Raw genomic sequence first — 19,961 nt, 5'->3', positions numbered from 1 at the left:
TGTGTTAGAAAGCCTTCATTATTCTGAGCCATATAAAAAAGCCTGAGGCCCATCGCATTCACAGCATAAAAATGAGTGAAGCAATGGCCTTCAGGCTGGGAGTTAAGCTGCAGGCAAACGAGGATGCCAAAAAAACGTCCTGGTCATTGCTCACTCATAGTCGGATTATTTACGGTAACCCGGTAGAAACTTGCGAGCCATATCCTCGCGATTATATGAGTGAATGTTATTAATTTATTAACATTATAACATCATTTCCTGATACTTCAACAAAAACCTTCACACAAAAGCGAACTAAAATAATATTTTTTCTATAATCGTTCGTAAATTGAACAGTTTATCATCTTCAGTATGATTTTTTTCAATAATTAGTCCCTCTTTTGAAGCCAAATGTAAACCTTCACATTTATTTCACAATTTACACATGAGTTTTGTGATTTAAATCACTTAAATATCAATTTTTCACCATTATCATAGTGTTTAAGTTACGAATGAACAATTTGTGAACTCACCAAAAGCATCTAGAATCTTCCTAAATGTTTTGTATTATGAAAGTGTAATCATTTACTTTTTCCAATTTTCGAAAGGAGTGAAGGAAAATGGCGAAAACGGAACTCAGCCGCAAAACAAAAACTGAAATAGAGGATAGCTCTTCCTTAAAGGGAACGTTAGCTTCCGTTTTCTTATTAGGATTCTTCCTGATTATTACATGGGTAGGCGTTTATCTATTATTTATCAGCCGCTTTTAAAGTTAGAAAGGGGAAAAAGCCATGCATATGCATAAGTTTGAAAAAGCCTGGCTCATTTTTGGAATCGGATCGCTGCTTGTTTTTCTGACAGTACTGGGGGTCAGCGCATTTTACCTGGGCAATCAGCCTCCAAGCTGTTTGGCAACCATTGACCCTGAAAAGGTCGATACTACCGTTCCATTTAATGAGCCTGGATTGAAAAAGGTAGAAGGAAAAGATTGGGATTACGAATTGGTATATGTAGCATCTGCGTTTTCCTACAGCCCAGCTGAAGTAGAGGTTCCATATGGGGCTAAAGTGAAAATTATCGCTACAACCAAAGACGTCGTCCACGGTTTTGAAGTTGCGGGATCGAATATCAACATGATGCTTGAACCCGGCTATATCAGTGAACATGTGACAACATTTGATAAAACAGGCGAATACTTAATTGTATGTAATGAATATTGCGGTGTTGGTCACCACATGATGTCGTCTAAAATTAAGGTGGTGGAATAATGTTTAATCCTTCAGCAAAATTAAAAGTTGACCCTCGCGACGCAAAATTGGCAATGGCTCACTTTTTCGTTGCCTTTACAGCTTTAGCAATAGGCGGCCTAGCCGGATTATTGCAGACTTTGGTCCGCTCCGGTAAATTCGAGCTCCCGGCAGGCATCGGGTATTACCAGATCCTCACGGTTCACGGTGTTGTATTGGGACTTGTACTTACTACTTTTTTTATAATGGGCTTCCAGTTAGCTGCAACAAGCAAAACATCAGGGACCCTTACAAATAAACAGCGCATTACCGGCTGGATCGGTTTTTGGCTGATGACAGCGGGAACTGTTCTTGCAGCTGTTATGATCCTGCTGAATGAGGCTACAGTTCTTTATACCTTCTATGCTCCTCTTCAGGCACATGCATTGTACTATATCGGTTTAACACTTGTCATAGTGGGAAGCTGGATTGACGGGGCAGCAATCATTATGAAGTATGCAGAATGGCGCAGGAAAAATCCTGGCCAGCCGAGTCCGTTATTAACCTTCATGTCATTGGTCAATACAATGATGTGGATTGTGGCAACAATCGGTGTAGCATCTACCGTTCTTTTCCAGCTTCTTCCATGGTCATTAGGATTTGTAGAAACCGTAAATATCGGCGTCAGCCGAACTCTATTCTGGTATTTCGGACATCCGCTTGTATACTTCTGGCTATTGCCGGCTTATATGGCGTGGTATGTTGTCATTCCAAAAGTTATCGGCGGAAAAATTTTCTCTGATTCATTGGCACGTTTGTCTTTTATATTATTCCTGCTGTTCTCAATCCCTGTCGGATTTCACCATCAATTAATGGAGCCGGGAATTGATCCGGCATGGAAATTCCTGCAGGTTATCTTAACATTCCTTGTTGTCATCCCATCTTTAATGACTGCATTTTCTTTATTTGCTACTTTCGAAAGCTTTGGCCGTTCTAAAGGGGCTACAGGGTTATTCGGCTGGGTGAAGAAGCTTCCATGGGGAGATGCGCGATTTGTCGTTCCTTTTATTGGGATGGTAGCCTTTATCCCTGCGGGTGCAGGCGGGATCGTCAACGCCTCCCACCAGATGAACCAGGTAGTTCATAACACGATTTGGGTAACCGGTCACTTTCACTTAACAGTGGCAACTTCTGTAGTACTTACATTCTTTGGAGTTTCCTACTGGCTTATTCCTCATCTGACTGGAAGAACATTAACCAAAGCAATGAATAAATTAGGGATCATCCAGGCAGTTATCTGGTCAATCGGAATGACATTCATGTCTGGTGCCATGCATGCTGTCGGTCTGCTTGGAGCACCGCGACGTTCATCATATTCTGAATATGGCGGAGCAGCACAAGCAGCAGAATGGATTCCATACCAGGTTGCACAGGCAATTGGCGGTTCTATTCTCTTTATTGGCATTATATTAATGATCTATATCTTTATCAACCTTGCATTCTTCGCACCAAAGGGCGAGCAGGAGTTCCCTGTCGGAGAAGCGGCTGAAGAAGCCGAAAAAGCACCGATGGTATTCGAAAACTGGAAGCTTTGGCTCGGAATTACTGTTGTTCTTATTCTATTTGCCTACACCATTCCATTTATCGATTTAATTCAAAATGCACCCCCAGGGGCCAAGGGATATAAGTTATGGTAAAAAAACACTCCGGTCTAAATTGGACCGGAGTGTTTTAATGTTCTAACTTGCTCTCAGCTGTCAGTCCCGTATTTTTCTTTCTTGCAGGCAGATTCACAATAATAACCGAACTGAGTATCAGCAAAGCACCGGCAATCTGGATTGCACCAAGATTTTCCCCGTAAAGTGTCACTCCTAAAAGCATAGCCACAACTGGTTCGACTGTAGCGATCACAGCTGCTTTGCTTCCATCTGTTTTTTCCAATCCCCATGTGTAAACAAAATAGGCGAGAACCGTAGGCACAAACCCTAAACCCATACTAAGAAACAAAACTTCAGCGTTCAAAAAAACTGAAGCTTTTGTCCATAGCTTTGTTACCGGGATCAGAAATACCGAAGCAACCAGGAATGTATAAAGCGTAACTGTAAAAGGATGATACTTTCTTAACGCAAATTTCCCGAAGATGGTATAAAGCGCATACCCGAACCCGGCACCTAATCCCGTCAAAATTCCAAGCAGAGTAATGTCACTGCTGCCTGCTGATAATCCGGCAACTAAAATGCAGCCCACAATGGTGCCTGCCACAGCTGCAATCTTTCTTAGATTTATCCCCTCCTTTAAAAACAGGTAGGATAATACAGTCACAAATGCAGGAGCGGTGTAAAGCAGAACGACTGCCAATGAAATGCTGATTTGGTTCATTGCTGTGAAATAACAATAATTAAAAAAGACGATGCTCAGTATCCCGGTTCCAGCAAAAAACCGGATGTCAGTGGCAGATTGCAGTTTAAAACAGTTCCGGAAACGCATCATTCCGATTAGAACGAGAAATATGGCCGCAAAAAACACTCTTACAGCCACAATTTCCATAGCTGAGAATCCATATTCTCCGAGCCCTTTAACAAATACAGCAATAATGCCCCATAGACTTGCTCCTAACGCTATCATTAGAAATGGAAGTAATTTCTTCATTATGTCTCTCCATGAAGTAAGAGGATGGCTGAGGCCACCCCCTTACTAAAATTATGTTTAAACACTTATTTCAGCTGATACACCTTGCCGTACTTATCATACAGATAATCAATTAAATGCTGGGAATTCAAGCCTTCTCCCGTTACATCATTTAGGATTTCAAGCGGTTTTTTCATCTTGCCGAACTGGTGCACATTCTTAGTGAACCATTCTTTGATCGGCAGTAAATTACCCTCTTCAAGCAATTCATCATAATTTGGCAGGTCCTTTAACATGCTGTTTTTCAGCTGTGCTGCATACATGTATCCCAAAGCATATGAAGGGAAATAACCGAAGCTTCCCCCTGCCCAGTGAACATCCTGCAGAACGCCTTCTCCGTCATTCCCTGGCTTTACTCCCAGGTATTGTTCATATTTTTCATTCCAGATCGCTGGAAGGTCTTTAACTTCAATTTCATCGTTAAACAAGCCTTTTTCAATTTCATAACGGATGATGATATGAAGCGGGTATGTTAATTCATCTGCCTCAATACGGATTAAAGATGGCTTTGATTCATTAATTGCACGATAAAAAGAATCTATTGAGACAGCATCAAATTGACCGCTTGCATATTCTTTAAGAAGTTCATAATTCTTTTTCCAGAAAGAAGGATGTCTTCCAACAAAGTTTTCATAAAATAGTGACTGTGATTCATGAATTCCCATAGATGTACCAGAGCATAGCGGAGTTCCTACCAGGTCAGAAGAAATATTTTGTTCATAAAGGGCATGCCCGCCTTCATGAATCGTGCCAAAAACAGCTGTACGGAAATCAGTTTCATCATATTTGGTGGTTACTCGGACATCACCGGGATTTAAACCTGTTGCAAAGGGATGAACGGTTTCATCGAGACGTCCCGCTTTAAAGTTATAGCCCATTTGTTCAAGAACTTTAAGGCTGAAATCCCGCTGTTTGTCCTTGGCAAAATGTTCATATAAAAAGCTGGTTTCCGGTTTATTCTGTGATTCAGAAATCTGCTGGACAAGAGGAACAATTTTTTCCCTCAGCTGCCCAAACACCTGATCAAGCGTTTCTACGGTGACACCAGGTTCATACATATCCAGCAGAGTATTATATTTATTTCCTTCATATCCCCAATAAGAAATGAATCTTTTATTCATTTCAACAAGCTTTTCCAAATAAGGCTGGAACATTTCAAAATCTGAACTTTCCTTTGCATCTTCCCAAATACTCTCAGCCTTGGATTGCAGGATGACATATTCGGTGTATTCCTCCGCAGGAATTTTCTTATTCCGGTCATAATCCTTTTTACATTCTTCCAGTGTTTTCACAGTTACTTCAGAAAGATTTTCCCGGCCGGTGAGTTTCGCTATGTATGCTGCCATTTCCTCAGAAGTGGACATCCTGAAAACTTCTGAAGAAATCATTCCAATCACTTCGGAGCGCTGTTCCATTCCCTGCTTGGGTGCGCCTGTCCTCATATCCCAATACATCAGCCCGATTGCTTCATTATAGGCCGTCATTTTTTTGACATAATCAAGGAATTGCTGTTCTGTCTGTTTAAGTGATTCTGCCACAATTTTTCCCCCTTTGTATCTATTACAGTTTTATTTTATCATATTTTTCAGAAAAGGCAGTCTTTATAATCTTTTTCTTATTCTTTGCCCTTTGGCTGTTTTTCTTTTTCACCTGGCTGCCAAAGAGTTATAATGGTGGAAAGTGAACTAACCGGAAAGTGAGATAGCATGAAATATTTGATTTATTTTATCGTTATTGCAGCATTTATTGATACATTTTCTCAGCTTCCTATAATGAGCCCCTTTGCCCTGACATATCATCCATCACCCGTCTTTGCGGGAATGATTGTTGGGATGTATTCCTTCTCGAATATGATAGGCAATATTTTAGCCGGCTATTGGATAGATAGAATCGGAGCAAAAAGGGTTCTTGTGTCCGGTCTCTCATTAACCGGAATCATATTAATCCTGTATACCTTTACTGATTCACCCCTCCAATTAATCTCAGTAAGATTTCTTCACGGGTTATTTGGCGGCTTCCTGGTCCCTGCGGCTTTTACAATCATTTCAAACCTCGGAACTTCAGACAAACAAGGCAGAAAAATGGCTGTATCAGGCGCAGCTGTCGGCTGTTCAGCCATTATAGGACCTGCTTTTGGGGCAGTCATTGCTTCCAATTACAGCATAAACTGGGTCTTTTTAATTATAGCAGCAATAATGATCAGCAGCGCAGTCCTTGCCTTTGTGTTTCTGCCAGCAGGGACTCTGAAAAATGTAAAAAAAGAGAGCTCCAATGAGAAAATGCTTACATTACTTAAGAATCCTATGCTCACAGCAAGCTATTTAGGAGCCTTTTCTCTCATGTTTGCTCAAGGGACACTTGCCTATCTTCTTCCCCTTCAGGTAGAAGCACTGCAAATTGATGCGATGTACAGCGGGATCTTATTAAGCACTTTCGGAATAACTGCAATTCTTATTTTTCTGCTGCCTATCAATAAAATCTTTGATAAGTATAAGCATCACAATAGCATGCTTTCCGGAATGCTGATCATTGGAATTGCATTAATCCTGCTAAGTTCAGCATCTTCTCTTGGCTTCATGTTTTTATGCATGGTTCTTTATGGCACCGGGTTTGCTCTTTTATTTCCATCCATTAATGCCCTTATAGCCAATCATACAACTGAAAAAACAAGAGGTAAGGCATTTGGCCTCTTCTATGCCTTTTTTTCTTTAGGTGTGGTAGCCGGTTCCACCATATTAGGTTTCTTGAGAGTAACATTCGATATAGGTTTTTTAATCGCCGCAGCCATTTTGCTGTTAACGGTTGGCGGCATGTCCATATACTTTAAAAAGAGAAGTCCCCAATTATTAAAAAGCGGGAGTGACTGAAAATGAAAGAATTAGTTGGCAGCTGCACAGTTTGCGGGAAAGACCTATACTGTCTTGATGGATTCTTCAACGGAGTCCATAATGAAAAAAATGAAACCATCTGTTTTGAATGTATGGAAGAACAGAAAGAATCCGCAGAGTAAGCATCTGCGGATTTTTTTTGTTCCCTTTGATTTATACATTTTAAAATTGTTCTTCGTAATATGATATATGTCACTTATTTGAAAAGCTCACGCTGTTAAACTTAAAGTAATTAATAACGATTCTCACTGGCAGGTGATTTTCAGTTATTGGCAATTAAATTAATCCCATCAGCCGATTGAAGGAGAGATCAGAATGGAAAACAAAGTTATTGAACTTGACGTAAGAGAGGATTTAAAAAATAAATTGGAGCCGTTTCAAAAAATCATGTCGGCGATTGCTGAACTTGATATCGATGATGTTTTTATCCTTCATGCTCCGTTTAAACCCGTCCCTCTTTTTGGAGTATTGAAGGCTAAAGGGTTTGAATATAAAGCTGAAGAAATTGAAAAGAAGCATTGGAAAGTGATCTTTACTAAGAGAGGTGCTTCAAAATGAAACTGGATAACCGGGGACTGGAACCTCCTCAGCCGATGATGAGAACTCTCGCGGCTCTTAAAGATCTGCCAGAGGGAGAAACCTTATCCATTATAAATGACAGGAGGCCCATGTTTCTTTATGAACAGCTGGACGAAATGGGCTGCAGATATGTAACTGCCGAACAGGAAGACGGAAGCTTTTTAATAGAAATAAGAAAATAAGCAGGTGATCGCGTTGCTGGCCAATACAAAAAATGAGACCAATATCAAACTTCCTTTTTCATTTATACTTTTCAGCTTGCTCTGCTTAATAGGATCTATGGCGCTCATTCTTTTTCAAGGGGAATCCATAATTAACAGTCAATTTCGTATACCCGCCATTTGGTCAGCGGCTCATTTGTTTATATTAGGCTGGGCGCTGATGACAGCAATGGGAGCCATGTATCAGCTCGTTCCGGTGGCCTTTCTTACCCCTATATGGAATGAAAGATTTGGATTTATACAATTTACTGTAACTGCCTTTGGAGTATTATATTTTGCGCATAGTCTATTTTATAATCCGGCGGGTGCAATGCTGCCCGGGCTTATTACATTAACAGGCATCTTAATGTTTCTGCTGCAAATGTTCATGACTTTAAGGCAGCAGGCAAAGCCCAATGTACTGACTCTTTTCGTAGGAACTGCACTGATTAGCCTGCTGTCTGCAATTCTATTGGGAATCCTTATGGTCTTCAGCATGAAAACCGGATTTATTTCCGGCCATTATCAGGCAGTCTTTAAAAGCCACATACTGCTTGGAACGGCAGGCTGGTTTACACTTCTGATTTTTGGATTTTCCTATAAAATGGTTCCCATGTTTTCCTTGTCCCATGGCTATAGCATGAAGCCTGCCAAATATGTATTTATGGTATATGCAGCAGGACTGGCTGCGGCAGTTATCTCTTTTTTCACCGGGAATAATTCGCTTTTAACTATTGCATTGTTGATCCTGGCTGGCGGATTTGCATTCTTCACCTGGCACATGCTGCAAATCCTGCAGAAAAGAGTAAAGAAAAAGCTTGATTATTCATTCCGATTTGCTCTTCTCGCCATACCTGCAGGGCTGGCAATCCACCTGGGAGCATTCATAAGCACACTAATCGGAAGCTTTCAAAATACAGTTGGGTATCTCGTGTTTGCTTACCTCATGCTTTGGGTAGCTTTGAGCATTCTCGGTTACCTGTTTAAAATCGTGCCATTCTTATGGTGGACCTGGAAATACAGCAAAGAGATCGGAAAACGGAGTGTGCCTTCTCTCAAAGATATGATGAATGACAAGGCATCCATTCCGGTTCTTTCCGCTTTCATTCTCGGTATACTCAGTGTGACAGTCTCCATCGTATGTGAACAGCTCACCTTGTTCCTATCCGGCCAGATTGTAACGGCTGGAGCCAGCATTGTTTTCTGTTATTTGATTATTACTGTTTTAAAACAATAGGGGGAATTAACATGAATCGAAAAGAAGTAGTTCTCAGCAATCTAAAGAGAGTTATGGATCCTGAATTGAATATAAATGTGGTTGATTTAGGCCTTATTTATGATATTAATATTCCCGATGGTGACAAGGCAGTTATTACCATGACTCTTACAACACCGGGATGCCCGCTGCATGACAGCATAGTCAGTGGAGTTAAATATTGCATTGAAGATCTTGAGCTATTTTCAGATGTAGAGGTTAACCTTGTCTGGGAGCCTGCCTGGACTCCTGCTCGTATGACACCCGAAGCAAATCAGCTGTTGAGAGGTTAAAAGAAAGGCAGTGCCCGCTTGGGCACTGCCTTAGTTCAGCTTGTTACGGGCTCTGCAGGCAGAACCTTTTTTATCATTTCGCGGACTTCAGGATTTTCATTTTTATGCATCAGAATATGAACGGTCCCTTTGTCTTCATGTGTTCTAATTAATCTTCCAATCCCCTGCCTTAACCGCAGGATCATATATGGAAGATCAACCTCTTTGAAAGGATCAGCCGAACCTTCCCTTTTGGCCGTAAAGACCGGATCGTGCGGAGGGAATGGGAGGCCATAAATAAGCACATTCTCCAGGGATCTGCCCGGTATATCAAGACCTTCCCATAAATGAACAGAGCAGAGAACTGAATGCTCATCATTTTGGAAATTTGATACGAGGCTGCTTATCTCTGCATCCCCTTCAAAAAAGACCGGCACACTTATTTTCCCTGAAACAAATGCTTTGAATTCTGCCAGCTCAGAAGAACTGTTGAATAATACTAAAGCCCGTCCTTCTGTTGCTTTAACTTGTTCGAGAATGTAGTCCATTTTCGCAGTTCCTGATCCCTCTGCAAATTCCGGCATGCGAATGACCATATTTTCTTCATAGTCGAACGGGGAATCTACGGTAAAGGATAGATAATCGTCTACTCCCAGGCTTTTTGCCATATAATCAAAGGACTTATTCTCAGACAGTGTTGCCGAGGAGAAAACATACGGCTTCTTCTGGGAAAATACTTCTTCCCGCATAATATCTTCGACCATTCTTGGCATAATAACCAGAGTTCTTTCCCCATTATTCTCTTCAAACCAGGTGATTCCTTTTAAATCCTTGAGGAACAATGAAAGCGAGTATGAGATTTGCTCAAGATATTCTTCAACAATTTTTAAGTCATATTCATTAATGACATACATTTCGCTTTCAAATACTAATTCTTCCTCAAGTGTATTGATCAAGTCCTGCAGTTTACGTCCTTCTCTCATAACATCTGCAGTTTTTTCAATCGTTTTCTTGTCAGAACCAGTATCACCCGAAGCAGACATGGACAGTGTCAAAAAGAAATGCTCATTCTGGTAAATAGCATCTTCAATGATATTTAACGTTTTTTCACGTACATCATTCGCCATAAGCCTTGTTAAGATAGATTCCAGGATCTGCTCGGAAAAACGATATGTCAGAGCCTTTTGGGATGCATATTCCAGCAGATGGCCTTCATCAAAAACCACACAAGAGCTCTCAGGAAGCAAAGGCAGCTGCCCTTCCCGTTTTCTCGATTCCTTGGTCCAGATATGTTCCATGTAAAAATCGTGTGAACAAATGATCAAGTCTTTTGCGCTGCGGTAATATTCCCTATGGAGAGTTTGACCGCAGCGGTGACGCTTCTCACAAGTGAAACAGTCCTGGATTGAATCCCAAGAGACATTGGTCCAATGCTCATCCGGCAATTCAGGGTAATCTTTCCGGTCACCATATCTTTCAAACTTTTGCATGGATGAGCCAGTTTGAACAAAGTCCGGAAGATCATCAAAAATGCGATTATAGTGATCATGAACATCATTTGCTACGAGCTTGTCCAGCTTGTTTAGGCATAGATACTGATCGCGTGATTTTGCCAGTCTGACATCAATATTTAACCCTAAAGCTTTCTCCAGCTTGGCAATATCACCTTCCTTTTTCACAAGCTGCTCGATTAAAGTCTCATCCGCACAGGCGATAATAGCAGGCTTATTTATGTACCTTGCATAACTGATTGCATATAAAAGGTAAACGATCGTTTTCCCAGTCCCTACACCTGCCTCTGCAAATATAACACTTTTGTCTTTAAATGCTTTTTCCAGCTGAAAGGCCATAAATATTTGCTCATCCCGAATTTCAAATCCTGCTTCAGGCAATATATCGTAAAAAACATCTCCGATCCACTCACTTAGCTTTTCATAAAAAGATTCGCTCTTGGATACGGCAAAAGGCATCCGGTTCGACATGCTACCCCTCCGTAATTAAAAAGTTAAAGCGCCTATAAACCAGACGCTTTGAATTCAGTTCTATCATTATTTCATATATAAGGCGTTAATAATCAAATGAACATCATATAATTTTATCTCAAATACAGTAACTGTCAAGATATAATGCCAAACCTGTTGTTTCGCCTATCAATGTTGTCCGTTGATTTCCGCTCCAGGATGCTCGCTTACCGCTCCAATCAACTTAACTCAGTAAATAATATATAAAAAAGCAACAAACCTTGCGAAAACAGCCTTATCAAAAAAACAGGGGTGCTTTAAGGCAGCCCCCTGCTCATTATAAACGACTAGTTGAAACGTGACATAGAAAATGACAATGCCTGCTGAAGTTCGCCCTGTGCGTTTCTAATACTCTCCAGTGCCTCTTCTGATGGATCACCGTCTCCGTGTATTGCTTCAAGTGTTCCATTTAGCGCCTGGGAAATTTTATGGAAATCAATGCTGGAATGTTTCATTGCCACCCCTCCTTAGAAAAGCGCAAGCGCCTTGCCCACCCCCGACAATCCCCTCGAGGGGGGTAGGCGCTGGAGCTAGACAGCTCTCGAAGTAGAATATAGATTCTGATGTTATAAAAAAAAGAATCAGATAGATATATTCTATACAGTTTCAGGAGGTTTTATGCTTTTGCTGCTAATTATTTCTCGGCGGTCTTTTGCCCCAGTACTGATAATAGTCTGTACGAATAAAACCATTGAAGAGCTTTCGTTTTTTAGTTGCTTTTCTTCCATAGTGAGTTTCAAATTCCTCGTCAGAAGTCAGGATATAAATGGACCAAGTGTCAAGAGGAGCAAAGGCACTTCCCATCTCTGCATACATTCGCTGTACCGCAGCCTTCTCACCAAGGCGTTCCCCATATGGAGGATTCCCGACAATGACACCATATTCCTTAGCAGTCGTAAAATCACGCACTTGCATTTGTTTGAAGTTTATCAAATCACCCAATCCAGCTTCGAAAGCATTCTCTTCAGCTATCTTAACCATCCTGTGATCAATGTCAGCACCAGTGATATCGAGTGGCTGATCATAGTTTGCCAGGTCTTCAGCTTCATTTCTTGCATCCTCCCAGACTTTTTCAGGAATCCAGGACCATCCTTCCGAAATGAATTCACGATTAAAACCGGGTGCAATATTCTGGCCGATTAATGCTGCTTCAATCGGGATAGTGCCGGATCCGCAGAAGGGATCTGCAAATGGCTTATCAGGGTTCCAATTTGTCAGCATAACCAATGCAGCTGCAAGTGTTTCCTTAAGTGGCGCTTCCCCCTGCCCTGCACGATATCCCCGTTTATGGAGGCCGCTTCCGCTGGCATCGATGGTCAGAAGGGCTACATCCTTATGGAGAGCAACTTCTATTTTGAATAGCGGCCCATTTTCTTCAAGCCAGCCTGTCTTATGATACTTTGTTCTCATGCGTTCCACGATTGCTTTCTTGACAATCGCCTGACAATCGGAAACAGAAAAAAGCTTGGACTTCACAGATTTCCCTGAAACTGGGAACTCGGCATTTTCAGGCATATACCTTTCCCAGGGCAGCGCTTTAGTTTTTTCAAAAAGCTCGTCAAAGCTCGTTGCTTTGAATTCTCCCACTTTTATGCGAACCCGATCTGCTGTTCTCAGCCACAAATTAGACCGGACAATTGCAGCTTCATCGCCTTTAAATGTTATTCTGCCATTTTCAACTTCACATTCATATCCAAGATCGCGCACTTCTTTGGCAGCAAGCGCCTCAAGACCCATGGCCGTAGTGGCGATTAAATCGTATTTAGACATATTTATTTTCACCCTAACCTAATTCTTATTTCTATTATGTATACTCTAACTGGATCAACAAATAAAGTATATCTGTTTATATGATTACCCGCAATGAATGCCTTAGTTTTCATTATTATATACCAGCCTGCAGCAAAGTAAAAAAGCTCTCCCAAAAAGGAGAGCTTGAATTTATAACACTCATACTGTCTCACTAATAACGTTCTGTAAGCCATGTTTTGTACCGTAGTACTGCAAGCGACAAATGTCTCGTACTCAGGTGGTAATCATCTATCTACAGGCATCTGCCTGTCCTTCCCGTTGTTCATTTCCTCAGGGAAAGTGCCCCTACCATCATTTGGGTTTCTCGCTCGCGGGGTTTACCTCGTTCCACCCTTTTCATTTCTGAAAAGGCTACGTCACTGTGGCACTTTCAAAGTATTCATGCCATATCCCGAAGGACTTAGGCATTTTCCCTGCCGTCAGCCGGAGCCAGCTCCGACTGCCCTAGCTTATGAATTCGCTAGGCACGAACACTACAGGCATCTCAGCCTGTGCGAGCATGGACTTTCCTCTACAATATTAAGATATATTGCAGCGATTACCCGAACGCTATTAATGATCACAAAGAATATTATATGTAATCTGTGATAGAATAGCAATGGTTATAAACTGGAAAGTCCGATAAGAACTGTCAATCATACAATTTACTTCCAAAAACATGTTTTTCCAGATTTGATAATCTTTTTAGGATGTCAAAATTGGTTGTTCCTGCAGTTTGTGCTGCCGGTCTTCGTGAAGCTTCCTCAACCTGTTTTTTCAGCTTCATATTTTCCAGCTGAAGATCTTCAATTTCCTGATGGAATGCTTCGTAATCTTTAATGACCAAATCTAAAAACTTATCGACATCTTCCGGCTTGTAGCCTCTCATAGCTGTCTTAAACTCTTTTTCCAAAATATCTTTTGCAGTTAATTTAATTTTATCGGATAGCATGACACTCACCTCAGTATATCGGCAATCATAATTAATACTATTTTTCCAGAGATATGTACATTTGTCAATTTATCTGAGCATTATTCAAATGTGTCTCTCTGAGAGAATTGTTCTTCTTCTACAATCAATTGTAAATCATAAAAGGTGATTAGTCTAATTTCATATTCATTTTCTTCCTGATATTTTTTTGCGGTTTCATACAGATACTTAGGGCTTCCCTCTTTTTCCATATCATAAAATAGCAGCAGCACATCACTTTTAGTAACAAAAAAATGATTTTTCAATCTGAATTGCTGCGGGCTTTCATAAGGTTTTTTTGTTACTGAATCAACAAAATCTGCCTGAACCAATATAGATTCATACCATTCTTTGTTGGCATCCTTCCAGGAAGCTTGCTGATCTAAAAAGGGAGTAATGACTGCAAGCTTCAGGTCTTCGTAACCTTCGAGCTGAAGATCATAAACAATCTCAGCTGCCCAAAGTTCTGCACCAAGCTGCCCGCTGATGATTACCCACTCAAGCCCGTCATCCAGCAAAGAAAGCAGGTTTTTCCTGATTGCGGCTTTAATATAGCTGACAGCAGGGTCATCGTTTTTAAATATCCCTACTTCAAAAGGCTTGTACCCTGAAATAACTGCTACTTTTGTCAATTGCAAAACTCCTTAAAGAAATCTGACTGAGAAAGCTGCCATTTATATAAATAAAACAAGGGCATAAAGCCCTTGTTTATTATCTGCCGGAAAAACTTGGCCCTTGTTTTGGACCCATACCGGTTGATGCTCCAGCTACACCAGTGCCAGGTCCGCCATATCCTGGGCCCATTCCCATTCCTGGGCCCATTCCCATTCCTGGACCCATTCCTGGGCTATATGCACCTGCCACACCAGGCCTTGGTCCCATGTTCACATTCGATTGTGTCACCTGGTTAACATTTGACTGCGTGTGCGGGTAAGAATGCTGATTCTCATAGTTAATGTGGTTTACATGAGTATGATGTGTAGGATGAATGTGCGGAACCACGATGTTCTGGAACGAATGAGTTACACAGCATTTTGTCGGATGAACAACAGCAGGCATCACCTGCGAAGGTCTTGGTCTGCAATACATGTAAAGATCCCCTTTCGAAATTGTTTTTACATTAACAACCTATGTTAGAAAGAGTAATCTTGTACTAATGAAAACACCTATTTTATAGGTACTAGCCTTAGAGCATACTGTAGAAACTGTCTTTTAAATTGGAGAAAACGATTGCAGTAGTGAAAATTACAAGGAAGAATAAAAATAAGATTGCTTTATACATTTTTTACCAGCCTCACTATATAAAATTCCTAAAAAAGTACCACACAAGTTCTAATTTTAACTGTTAGAAGAAGTACATACAACTAGGAAATAGTGGATTTTTTTGTCTGGTATATTAAAATTATGTTACAGGGAGATTTTAGCCCGATTAAATTTTCGTTCAAGCCGTACAATCCGCCGGTGCAAATCTTCCTGTTTTATTTTCACCTTTTCTGTACCGTTATCTGCTTCCAGCAGGTTTAACGCTTTATTCGAATAGATTATAGCCTGGCCAATATCCTTTTTTCGATGCTCGTAGATCTTGGCCAGTTCAATGCAGGATATTACCTTCATATTGATCAACCCTTTTTCAGCAATATCCTTCCATAATTTTGCGGCCTCATCCCAATTTTTATGTTTCTTATGCTCAAAAGCCAATGCAAACCTGGCATCTAAAGCTTCAGAAGACTCTCCTTCAGATATTTTATTGAAGGCAATAGCTGCCTGTGAAGATTCACCGAGAGTTGAAAGCCACCTTCCTACTTCATAAACCTCCCGGGAAGTCTGTCTTTCATCCAGCTGCAGTATCTGGAAAGATAGATGTGTATAAAGGCTGATCAGGGATAGTATATCAATTTCATTATGCTTTATAATTCCCAGCATGCCTTCAGGATCTTTTCTTTCAATAAAATCAAAATAAATCATTGGTGCCAGAAACCCTGGAATATCGTCTTTTCTTTCAATCCCCAGAACATCTTTCTCCACTGCAGTAAGCTTTATTCTTTCAAGCTTGTGCTTCCACATTCTCCTTGCAGCATGATATAAATCAAAATGTCCAAACGGCGGCAGTTTTGGAACATTCTCCCTCAGCAGGGTATGTCTCGTTTTAACCTGCGGCCAGTCAAAAGCTTTCCCGTTGTACGTGACCATTGTTGAATAATCAATGCTTTCCAGAAAACTTTTATATAAAGGTATCTCAGCACCCGGCTGAGGGAGAATATGCTGTTTCAGCTTTATTTTGCTCCCCTGCAGACTGGCTTGGCCAAGCAGGAATATAGTATTGCCAGTCCCTCCTCCCAAGCCGGTTGTCTCTGTATCAAAAAAGAAAAGATTTTCCGGCCCGTGACCGGAAGCAGAAAGCGGATGCCTGAGGCTGGAATTATTCCAGGCATCCACCGCTGCTGTAAACTGCCCAAAAGAGTAGATTCCATGCCTATGGTCAAGGCTGTATTCTTTTTCCCTTACAAGACAGTAAGAGTCTTCAAAATAATACGGATAAACACCTTCATTAGCCCATACTTCTTTAAATGGGACATCGGCCATATTCTCATGTTTTTGAACGGATGAAGGCTGTTTATCGTTATCTGTCCCAAGATGACCCTTAAGCCTGTTCAGCTTGTTTTTAATGGACAATTCTATCACCTGCGCTATTATCGCACTTTTTAAAAGAGGCGATAATCCTGAGTACGTCTTTTTTGGCCGTTTCTGAAGAGGTATCTGTTCCGATGCAGGAAGGACAGCCGTGGTCACATGCACATCTGCTGACCATTTCCATCGTTTCGTGCATGATATGTTCTATTCCCCCGAAAATTTTCTCACTTAAACCTACACCGCCGGGATACCTGTCATAGAAAAAGATCGTCGGTTTTTCATTATGGGCAGCCTTCACTTGCGGAACAACATGAACGTCCTGAGGATCGCACATAACAAATAGCGGTACAATATGCTTAAGCGCGTGTGCTGTTCCAATGAGGCCCTGTTCAAGCCGGTCCTGTTTATAATTCAAGGATTCCTGGTTAAACGAAAGCCAGGTTGAGCTTGTATGGAGTTCTTCTTCAGGAAGTGTTATTGGACCTGATCCGATATTTTCATGTGTTTCAAACTTAATTTTTTTAAATATTGTTGCCATCGCTACAACACTGACATCCCCAAAGCCAATTTCTCCAATGGATGACACTCTGATTTTATCCTGCTCAAGCACTTTGAGCTCTACTGCCAGATTAGCATCGGTAAAATAATCTACATCCACTTCCCGGACAAATGCCTTTTTCTCTTCCCAATCAAGCATTTCTACCTGAAACTGGGTTCCCTGATGAAGATAGATTGCCTCATCATGAAGAAGGGTCATAGCAGAAAAACGGTCCATTTCACCAATTACTTTTACATTCGCAATATCTGACTGATCAATTATGATAACATTTTCCTGTGATGCTGAACGGAGACTGATGTTATGGGCAGGAAATGAGTCTTTCATCCAATAAAATTTATCTCCGTTCTGATGAAGCACCCTTTCCTCCGCCAGGTATTCCAATACCTCTTCAGTTTCAAAAGTGCCAAAACGTTCCCCGGCATTAAAAGGGAGCTCATAGGCTGCACACTTGATATGATCAACCAGAATAATAAGGTTATCCGGATTAATTCTGGCTGTTTCAGGACTTTTATTAAAAAAGTAATCAGGATTTTGAATAACATATTGATCCAGCGGACTGGAGCTTGCCACCATAATGACAAGCGATTCACCATGCCTTCTGCCTGCGCGTCCAGCCTGCTGCCATGAGCTGGCAATGGTACCGGGGTATCCGGTCATGACACAAACCTGCAGCTGTCCGATATCCACGCCCAGTTCAAGAGCATTTGTGCTGACAACTCCATAGATATCTCCTGAACGCAGTCCTTTTTCAATTTCCCGTCTCTGGGTTGGCAAATAACCGCCTCTATAGCCCCGAATTGCTTTTGGCCCCAGTTTATGTTTGACAAGCTCCTGGAGGTAAGTCAGCAGGATTTCGACTCTGACCCTGCTTCTTGCAAATACAATGGTCTGGATTTTATTTTTCAGAAGTTCTCCTGCGAGCTTTCTCGCTTCGAGAGTTGCACTTCTTCTGATATTCAGCGGTTTATTGACAATTGGAGGATTATAAAATACAAAATGTTTCTTCCCGCTAGGGGCTCCATTATTATCCACGAGTTTCATCGGCTTTTCAGTAAGCTTTTCTGCCAGCTCCAGAGGATTGGCTATTGTTGCAGATGTACAGATAAAAATGGGGTCGCTGCCATAAAAACGGCAAATGCGTCTAAGGCGGCGAATAACATTCGCTACATGACTGCCAAATACCCCTCTGTAAATATGAAGTTCATCTATGACCACATACTTTAAATTTTCAAACAAGGATACCCACTTTGTATGATGTGGCAATATTGCCGAGTGAAGCATGTCCGGATTTGTAATAACCACATGCCCGGCCCTGCGTACCTTTTGCCGGATGTTCGCCGGTGTATCCCCGTCATAAGTATAGGAATTGATATCCAATCCGGACTCCTGGATGATTTCATTAATTTCGCTTTTTTGGTCCTGAGCCAATGCTTTTGTCGGAAACATATAAAGCGCCCTTGCATCCGGATCATTTACGATCGTCTGCAGGACTGGAAGGTTGTAGCAAAGCGTTTTTCCGGAGGCCGTTGGAGTAACAGCTACCAGACTGTCCCCATTCATGGCTGTCTGATAAGATGTTTTCTGATGGGTATATAGCCTTGAAATTCCCCTTTTTTGCAGTGCATCCTTTAAGGATGGATGAATGTTTTCCGGAAGGCTGGCAGTCTTAGCCTCTTTTTCTTCTATTGTATGCCAATGGACAATATTCTCTTTATATTGCTGTTCAGATATAAGCTGTTTCATGATTTCAGGCAAATTTTTTCGCACTTTCATCTATTTCACCTCATATTCCTATTCTACCGAATAAACGTTCGTTATAACAGAGCAAACTCTTAATTTCCATTAACTTTTTATGGGAAAATTTCTTTTAAGCTTTAAAGACTTTAATCTTTATTTTTACTAAAATCAGATTCCTCGAAAAATTGACCGAAAGTTCTAAATATAAGAGCCAGCGGGAGTAGCGGGACAGGTGAGACCCTGCAGACGCGGGGCATCGAGGAGGCTCACCGCCCGCCCCGCGGAAAGCGAGCAGCCTGGTGTGGAAATCAACGGACAACATTAATAGGCAAAAAATAACAATTTATACGAAAAGAGCCTAATATTAAAATAAGCTTTTCTTAATATAAACGTTATTAATGTTTTTTGTTACAATAGGCTTAATAGGACAGAAGCAAGAGGTGGATTATGAAAACAGAAGAAATTAAGGCAGTTCTTTCCCAGTTCTCTCTTTTTAAAGAGCTGAACAGCGAAGAACTGGATAAAGTAGTTGAGATATCCATATCACGGGAATGGAAAAAAGGAAGTCATGTTTTTCTGCAGGACGATCCGCTGGATAATGTTTATTTCATTAACAACGGCAGAGTTAAGATTTATAGAAGTGATATTAATGGCAAAGAACAGATTGTTGCCATCCTGGCAAAAGGCGAAATGTTCCCTCATGTGGGATTCTTCAGAAAAGGCGGGTACCCGGCTTTTTCCGAGGTTCTGGAAAACGCTCAGCTCGTGGTTGTGCCTATTTCGCAATTTGAAAAGGTGCTTATTGAAAATCCGGAGTTATGCATTAAGGTGTTTAAAGTCCTTGGCGAGAAGATTGTCGATCTGCAGGAGCGGCTGGAATCACAAATCTTAAACAATACTTATGAGCAAATCATTAAATTGCTTATCCGGCTTTCCAAAATGCATGGGAAAAGGCTTGAAAACGGCAGCTTTGTTTTAAAAGGGGACTTTACCAATAAAGACCTTGCCAATATGATTGGCACCACAAGAGAAACGGTCAGCAGGACTTTAACCAAAATGAAAAAAGAAATGTTAATCGAAACAGACCAGGATGGACATTTAATCATAAACCCTGATCAGCTATTGGAGACAATATTCTAAGACCGCACTATGCGGTTTTTTCTTT

Annotated in this window: 20 protein-coding genes, 1 other RNA gene and 1 riboswitch; of the genes, 10 read left to right on the top strand and 11 right to left on the bottom strand. The window is 41.1% G+C overall.

Annotated features, from left to right (window positions below; genetic code table 11):
- Window positions 1–137 precede the first annotated feature (137 nt).
- A riboswitch (purine riboswitch) is annotated at window positions 138–239 on the bottom strand.
- A gap of 360 nt (window positions 240–599) precedes the next feature.
- The 3 genes from NYE23_RS03305 to NYE23_RS03295 are packed head-to-tail and all read left to right on the top strand — an operon-like array spanning window position 600 to window position 2,902.
- Window positions 600–749, top strand: a complete 150-nt coding sequence (locus NYE23_RS03305; protein WP_035333553.1) for a hypothetical protein — start codon at window positions 600–602, stop codon at window positions 747–749.
- A 21-nt stretch (window positions 750–770) separates the two neighbouring features.
- Entirely contained in the window at window positions 771–1,247 is a 477-nt protein-coding gene (locus NYE23_RS03300) for a cytochrome c oxidase subunit II (RefSeq protein WP_035333556.1), read from the top strand.
- Entirely contained in the window at window positions 1,247–2,902 is a 1,656-nt protein-coding gene (locus NYE23_RS03295; protein ID WP_163141924.1) for a b(o/a)3-type cytochrome-c oxidase subunit 1, read from the top strand. The genes NYE23_RS03300 and NYE23_RS03295 overlap by 1 nt, the downstream gene beginning before the upstream one ends.
- A 34-nt stretch (window positions 2,903–2,936) precedes the next feature.
- Here NYE23_RS03295 and NYE23_RS03290 read toward each other — a convergent pair whose 3' ends face one another.
- Both NYE23_RS03290 and NYE23_RS03285 read right to left on the bottom strand, forming a co-directional pair.
- A complete protein-coding gene (locus tag NYE23_RS03290) occupies window positions 2,937–3,854 on the bottom strand; it encodes a DMT family transporter (protein ID WP_341075416.1) in 918 nt (305 codons plus the stop codon).
- A 65-nt stretch (window positions 3,855–3,919) separates the two neighbouring features.
- On the bottom strand, window positions 3,920–5,431 hold the full coding sequence (locus tag NYE23_RS03285) for a carboxypeptidase M32 (RefSeq protein WP_341075413.1): 1,512 nt from the start codon (window positions 5,429–5,431) through the stop codon (window positions 3,920–3,922).
- Between the two features lie 168 nt (window positions 5,432–5,599).
- Here NYE23_RS03285 and NYE23_RS03280 point away from each other — a divergent pair, with 168 nt between their 5' ends.
- The 6 genes from NYE23_RS03280 (at window position 5,600) to NYE23_RS03255 (ending at window position 9,108) form a co-directional block, all read left to right on the top strand.
- Entirely contained in the window at window positions 5,600–6,760 is a 1,161-nt protein-coding gene (locus NYE23_RS03280) for an MFS transporter (RefSeq protein WP_341075410.1), read from the top strand.
- Window positions 6,761–6,762: 2 nt separating this feature from the next.
- Entirely contained in the window at window positions 6,763–6,903 is a 141-nt protein-coding gene (locus NYE23_RS03275) for a hypothetical protein (protein WP_341075409.1), read from the top strand.
- 193 nt (window positions 6,904–7,096) lie between these two features.
- A complete protein-coding gene (locus NYE23_RS03270) occupies window positions 7,097–7,339 on the top strand; it encodes a DUF2249 domain-containing protein (RefSeq protein WP_251169492.1) in 243 nt (80 codons plus the stop codon).
- The gene (locus NYE23_RS03265; protein ID WP_341075408.1) at window positions 7,336–7,542 is read left to right on the top strand and encodes a DUF2249 domain-containing protein; all 207 of its coding nucleotides are present in this window, start codon (window positions 7,336–7,338) and stop codon (window positions 7,540–7,542) included. The genes NYE23_RS03270 and NYE23_RS03265 overlap by 4 nt, the downstream gene beginning before the upstream one ends.
- 199 nt (window positions 7,543–7,741) lie before the next feature.
- Window positions 7,742–8,797, top strand: coding sequence for a hypothetical protein (locus NYE23_RS03260; RefSeq protein WP_341075406.1), 1,056 nt, complete (start codon window positions 7,742–7,744; stop codon window positions 8,795–8,797).
- An 11-nt stretch (window positions 8,798–8,808) separates the two neighbouring features.
- A complete protein-coding gene (locus tag NYE23_RS03255; protein ID WP_341075404.1) occupies window positions 8,809–9,108 on the top strand; it encodes a metal-sulfur cluster assembly factor in 300 nt (99 codons plus the stop codon).
- 35 nt (window positions 9,109–9,143) lie between these two features.
- On the opposite strand, the gene NYE23_RS03250 is transcribed toward NYE23_RS03255, so the two are convergent.
- From NYE23_RS03250 to NYE23_RS03205, 9 genes are all read right to left on the bottom strand, one after another.
- Window positions 9,144–11,069 carry an ATP-dependent DNA helicase gene (locus NYE23_RS03250; protein WP_341075402.1) on the bottom strand — a complete coding sequence of 642 codons (1,926 nt, stop codon included), beginning with the start codon at window positions 11,067–11,069 and terminating at the stop codon, window positions 9,144–9,146.
- Window positions 11,070–11,395: 326 nt separating this feature from the next.
- Window positions 11,396–11,563, bottom strand: coding sequence for a hypothetical protein (locus NYE23_RS03245; RefSeq protein ID WP_341075400.1), 168 nt, complete (start codon window positions 11,561–11,563; stop codon window positions 11,396–11,398).
- 175 nt (window positions 11,564–11,738) lie between these two features.
- Window positions 11,739–12,878 (bottom strand): THUMP domain-containing class I SAM-dependent RNA methyltransferase, encoded by a 1,140-nt coding sequence (locus NYE23_RS03240; RefSeq protein ID WP_341075398.1) that lies wholly within the window; start codon window positions 12,876–12,878, stop codon window positions 11,739–11,741.
- A 202-nt stretch (window positions 12,879–13,080) separates the two neighbouring features.
- Window positions 13,081–13,470, bottom strand: an RNA gene (gene rnpB / locus NYE23_RS03235) — RNase P RNA component class B.
- Window positions 13,471–13,551: 81 nt separating this feature from the next.
- Complete coding sequence (gpsB, locus tag NYE23_RS03230; RefSeq protein WP_048008342.1) at window positions 13,552–13,851, bottom strand: cell division regulator GpsB; 300 nt, start codon at window positions 13,849–13,851, stop codon at window positions 13,552–13,554.
- Window positions 13,852–13,931: 80 nt separating this feature from the next.
- Window positions 13,932–14,501, bottom strand: a complete 570-nt coding sequence (locus NYE23_RS03225) for a DUF1273 domain-containing protein (protein WP_341075395.1) — start codon at window positions 14,499–14,501, stop codon at window positions 13,932–13,934.
- A gap of 79 nt (window positions 14,502–14,580) precedes the next feature.
- Window positions 14,581–14,958 carry a CotD family spore coat protein gene (locus NYE23_RS03220; protein WP_341075392.1) on the bottom strand — a complete coding sequence of 126 codons (378 nt, stop codon included), beginning with the start codon at window positions 14,956–14,958 and terminating at the stop codon, window positions 14,581–14,583.
- Window positions 14,959–15,276: 318 nt separating this feature from the next.
- Window positions 15,277–16,542 (bottom strand): ribonuclease H-like domain-containing protein, encoded by a 1,266-nt coding sequence (locus tag NYE23_RS03210; RefSeq protein WP_341075391.1) that lies wholly within the window; start codon window positions 16,540–16,542, stop codon window positions 15,277–15,279.
- A complete protein-coding gene (locus NYE23_RS03205) occupies window positions 16,532–18,832 on the bottom strand; it encodes a DEAD/DEAH box helicase (protein WP_341075390.1) in 2,301 nt (766 codons plus the stop codon). The genes NYE23_RS03210 and NYE23_RS03205 overlap by 11 nt, the downstream gene beginning before the upstream one ends.
- Window positions 18,833–19,243: 411 nt before the next feature.
- On the opposite strand from NYE23_RS03205, the gene NYE23_RS03200 reads away from it, so the two are divergent.
- Entirely contained in the window at window positions 19,244–19,936 is a 693-nt protein-coding gene (locus NYE23_RS03200) for a Crp/Fnr family transcriptional regulator (RefSeq protein ID WP_341075389.1), read from the top strand.
- Window positions 19,937–19,961: the final 25 nt, after the last annotated feature.

Origin of the sequence: Cytobacillus sp. FSL H8-0458, from assembly GCF_038002165.1 — a bacterium.
GTDB lineage: Bacteria > Bacillota > Bacilli > Bacillales > Cytobacillaceae > Cytobacillus.
This window is presented reverse-complemented; position numbering and strand designations above follow the sequence as displayed.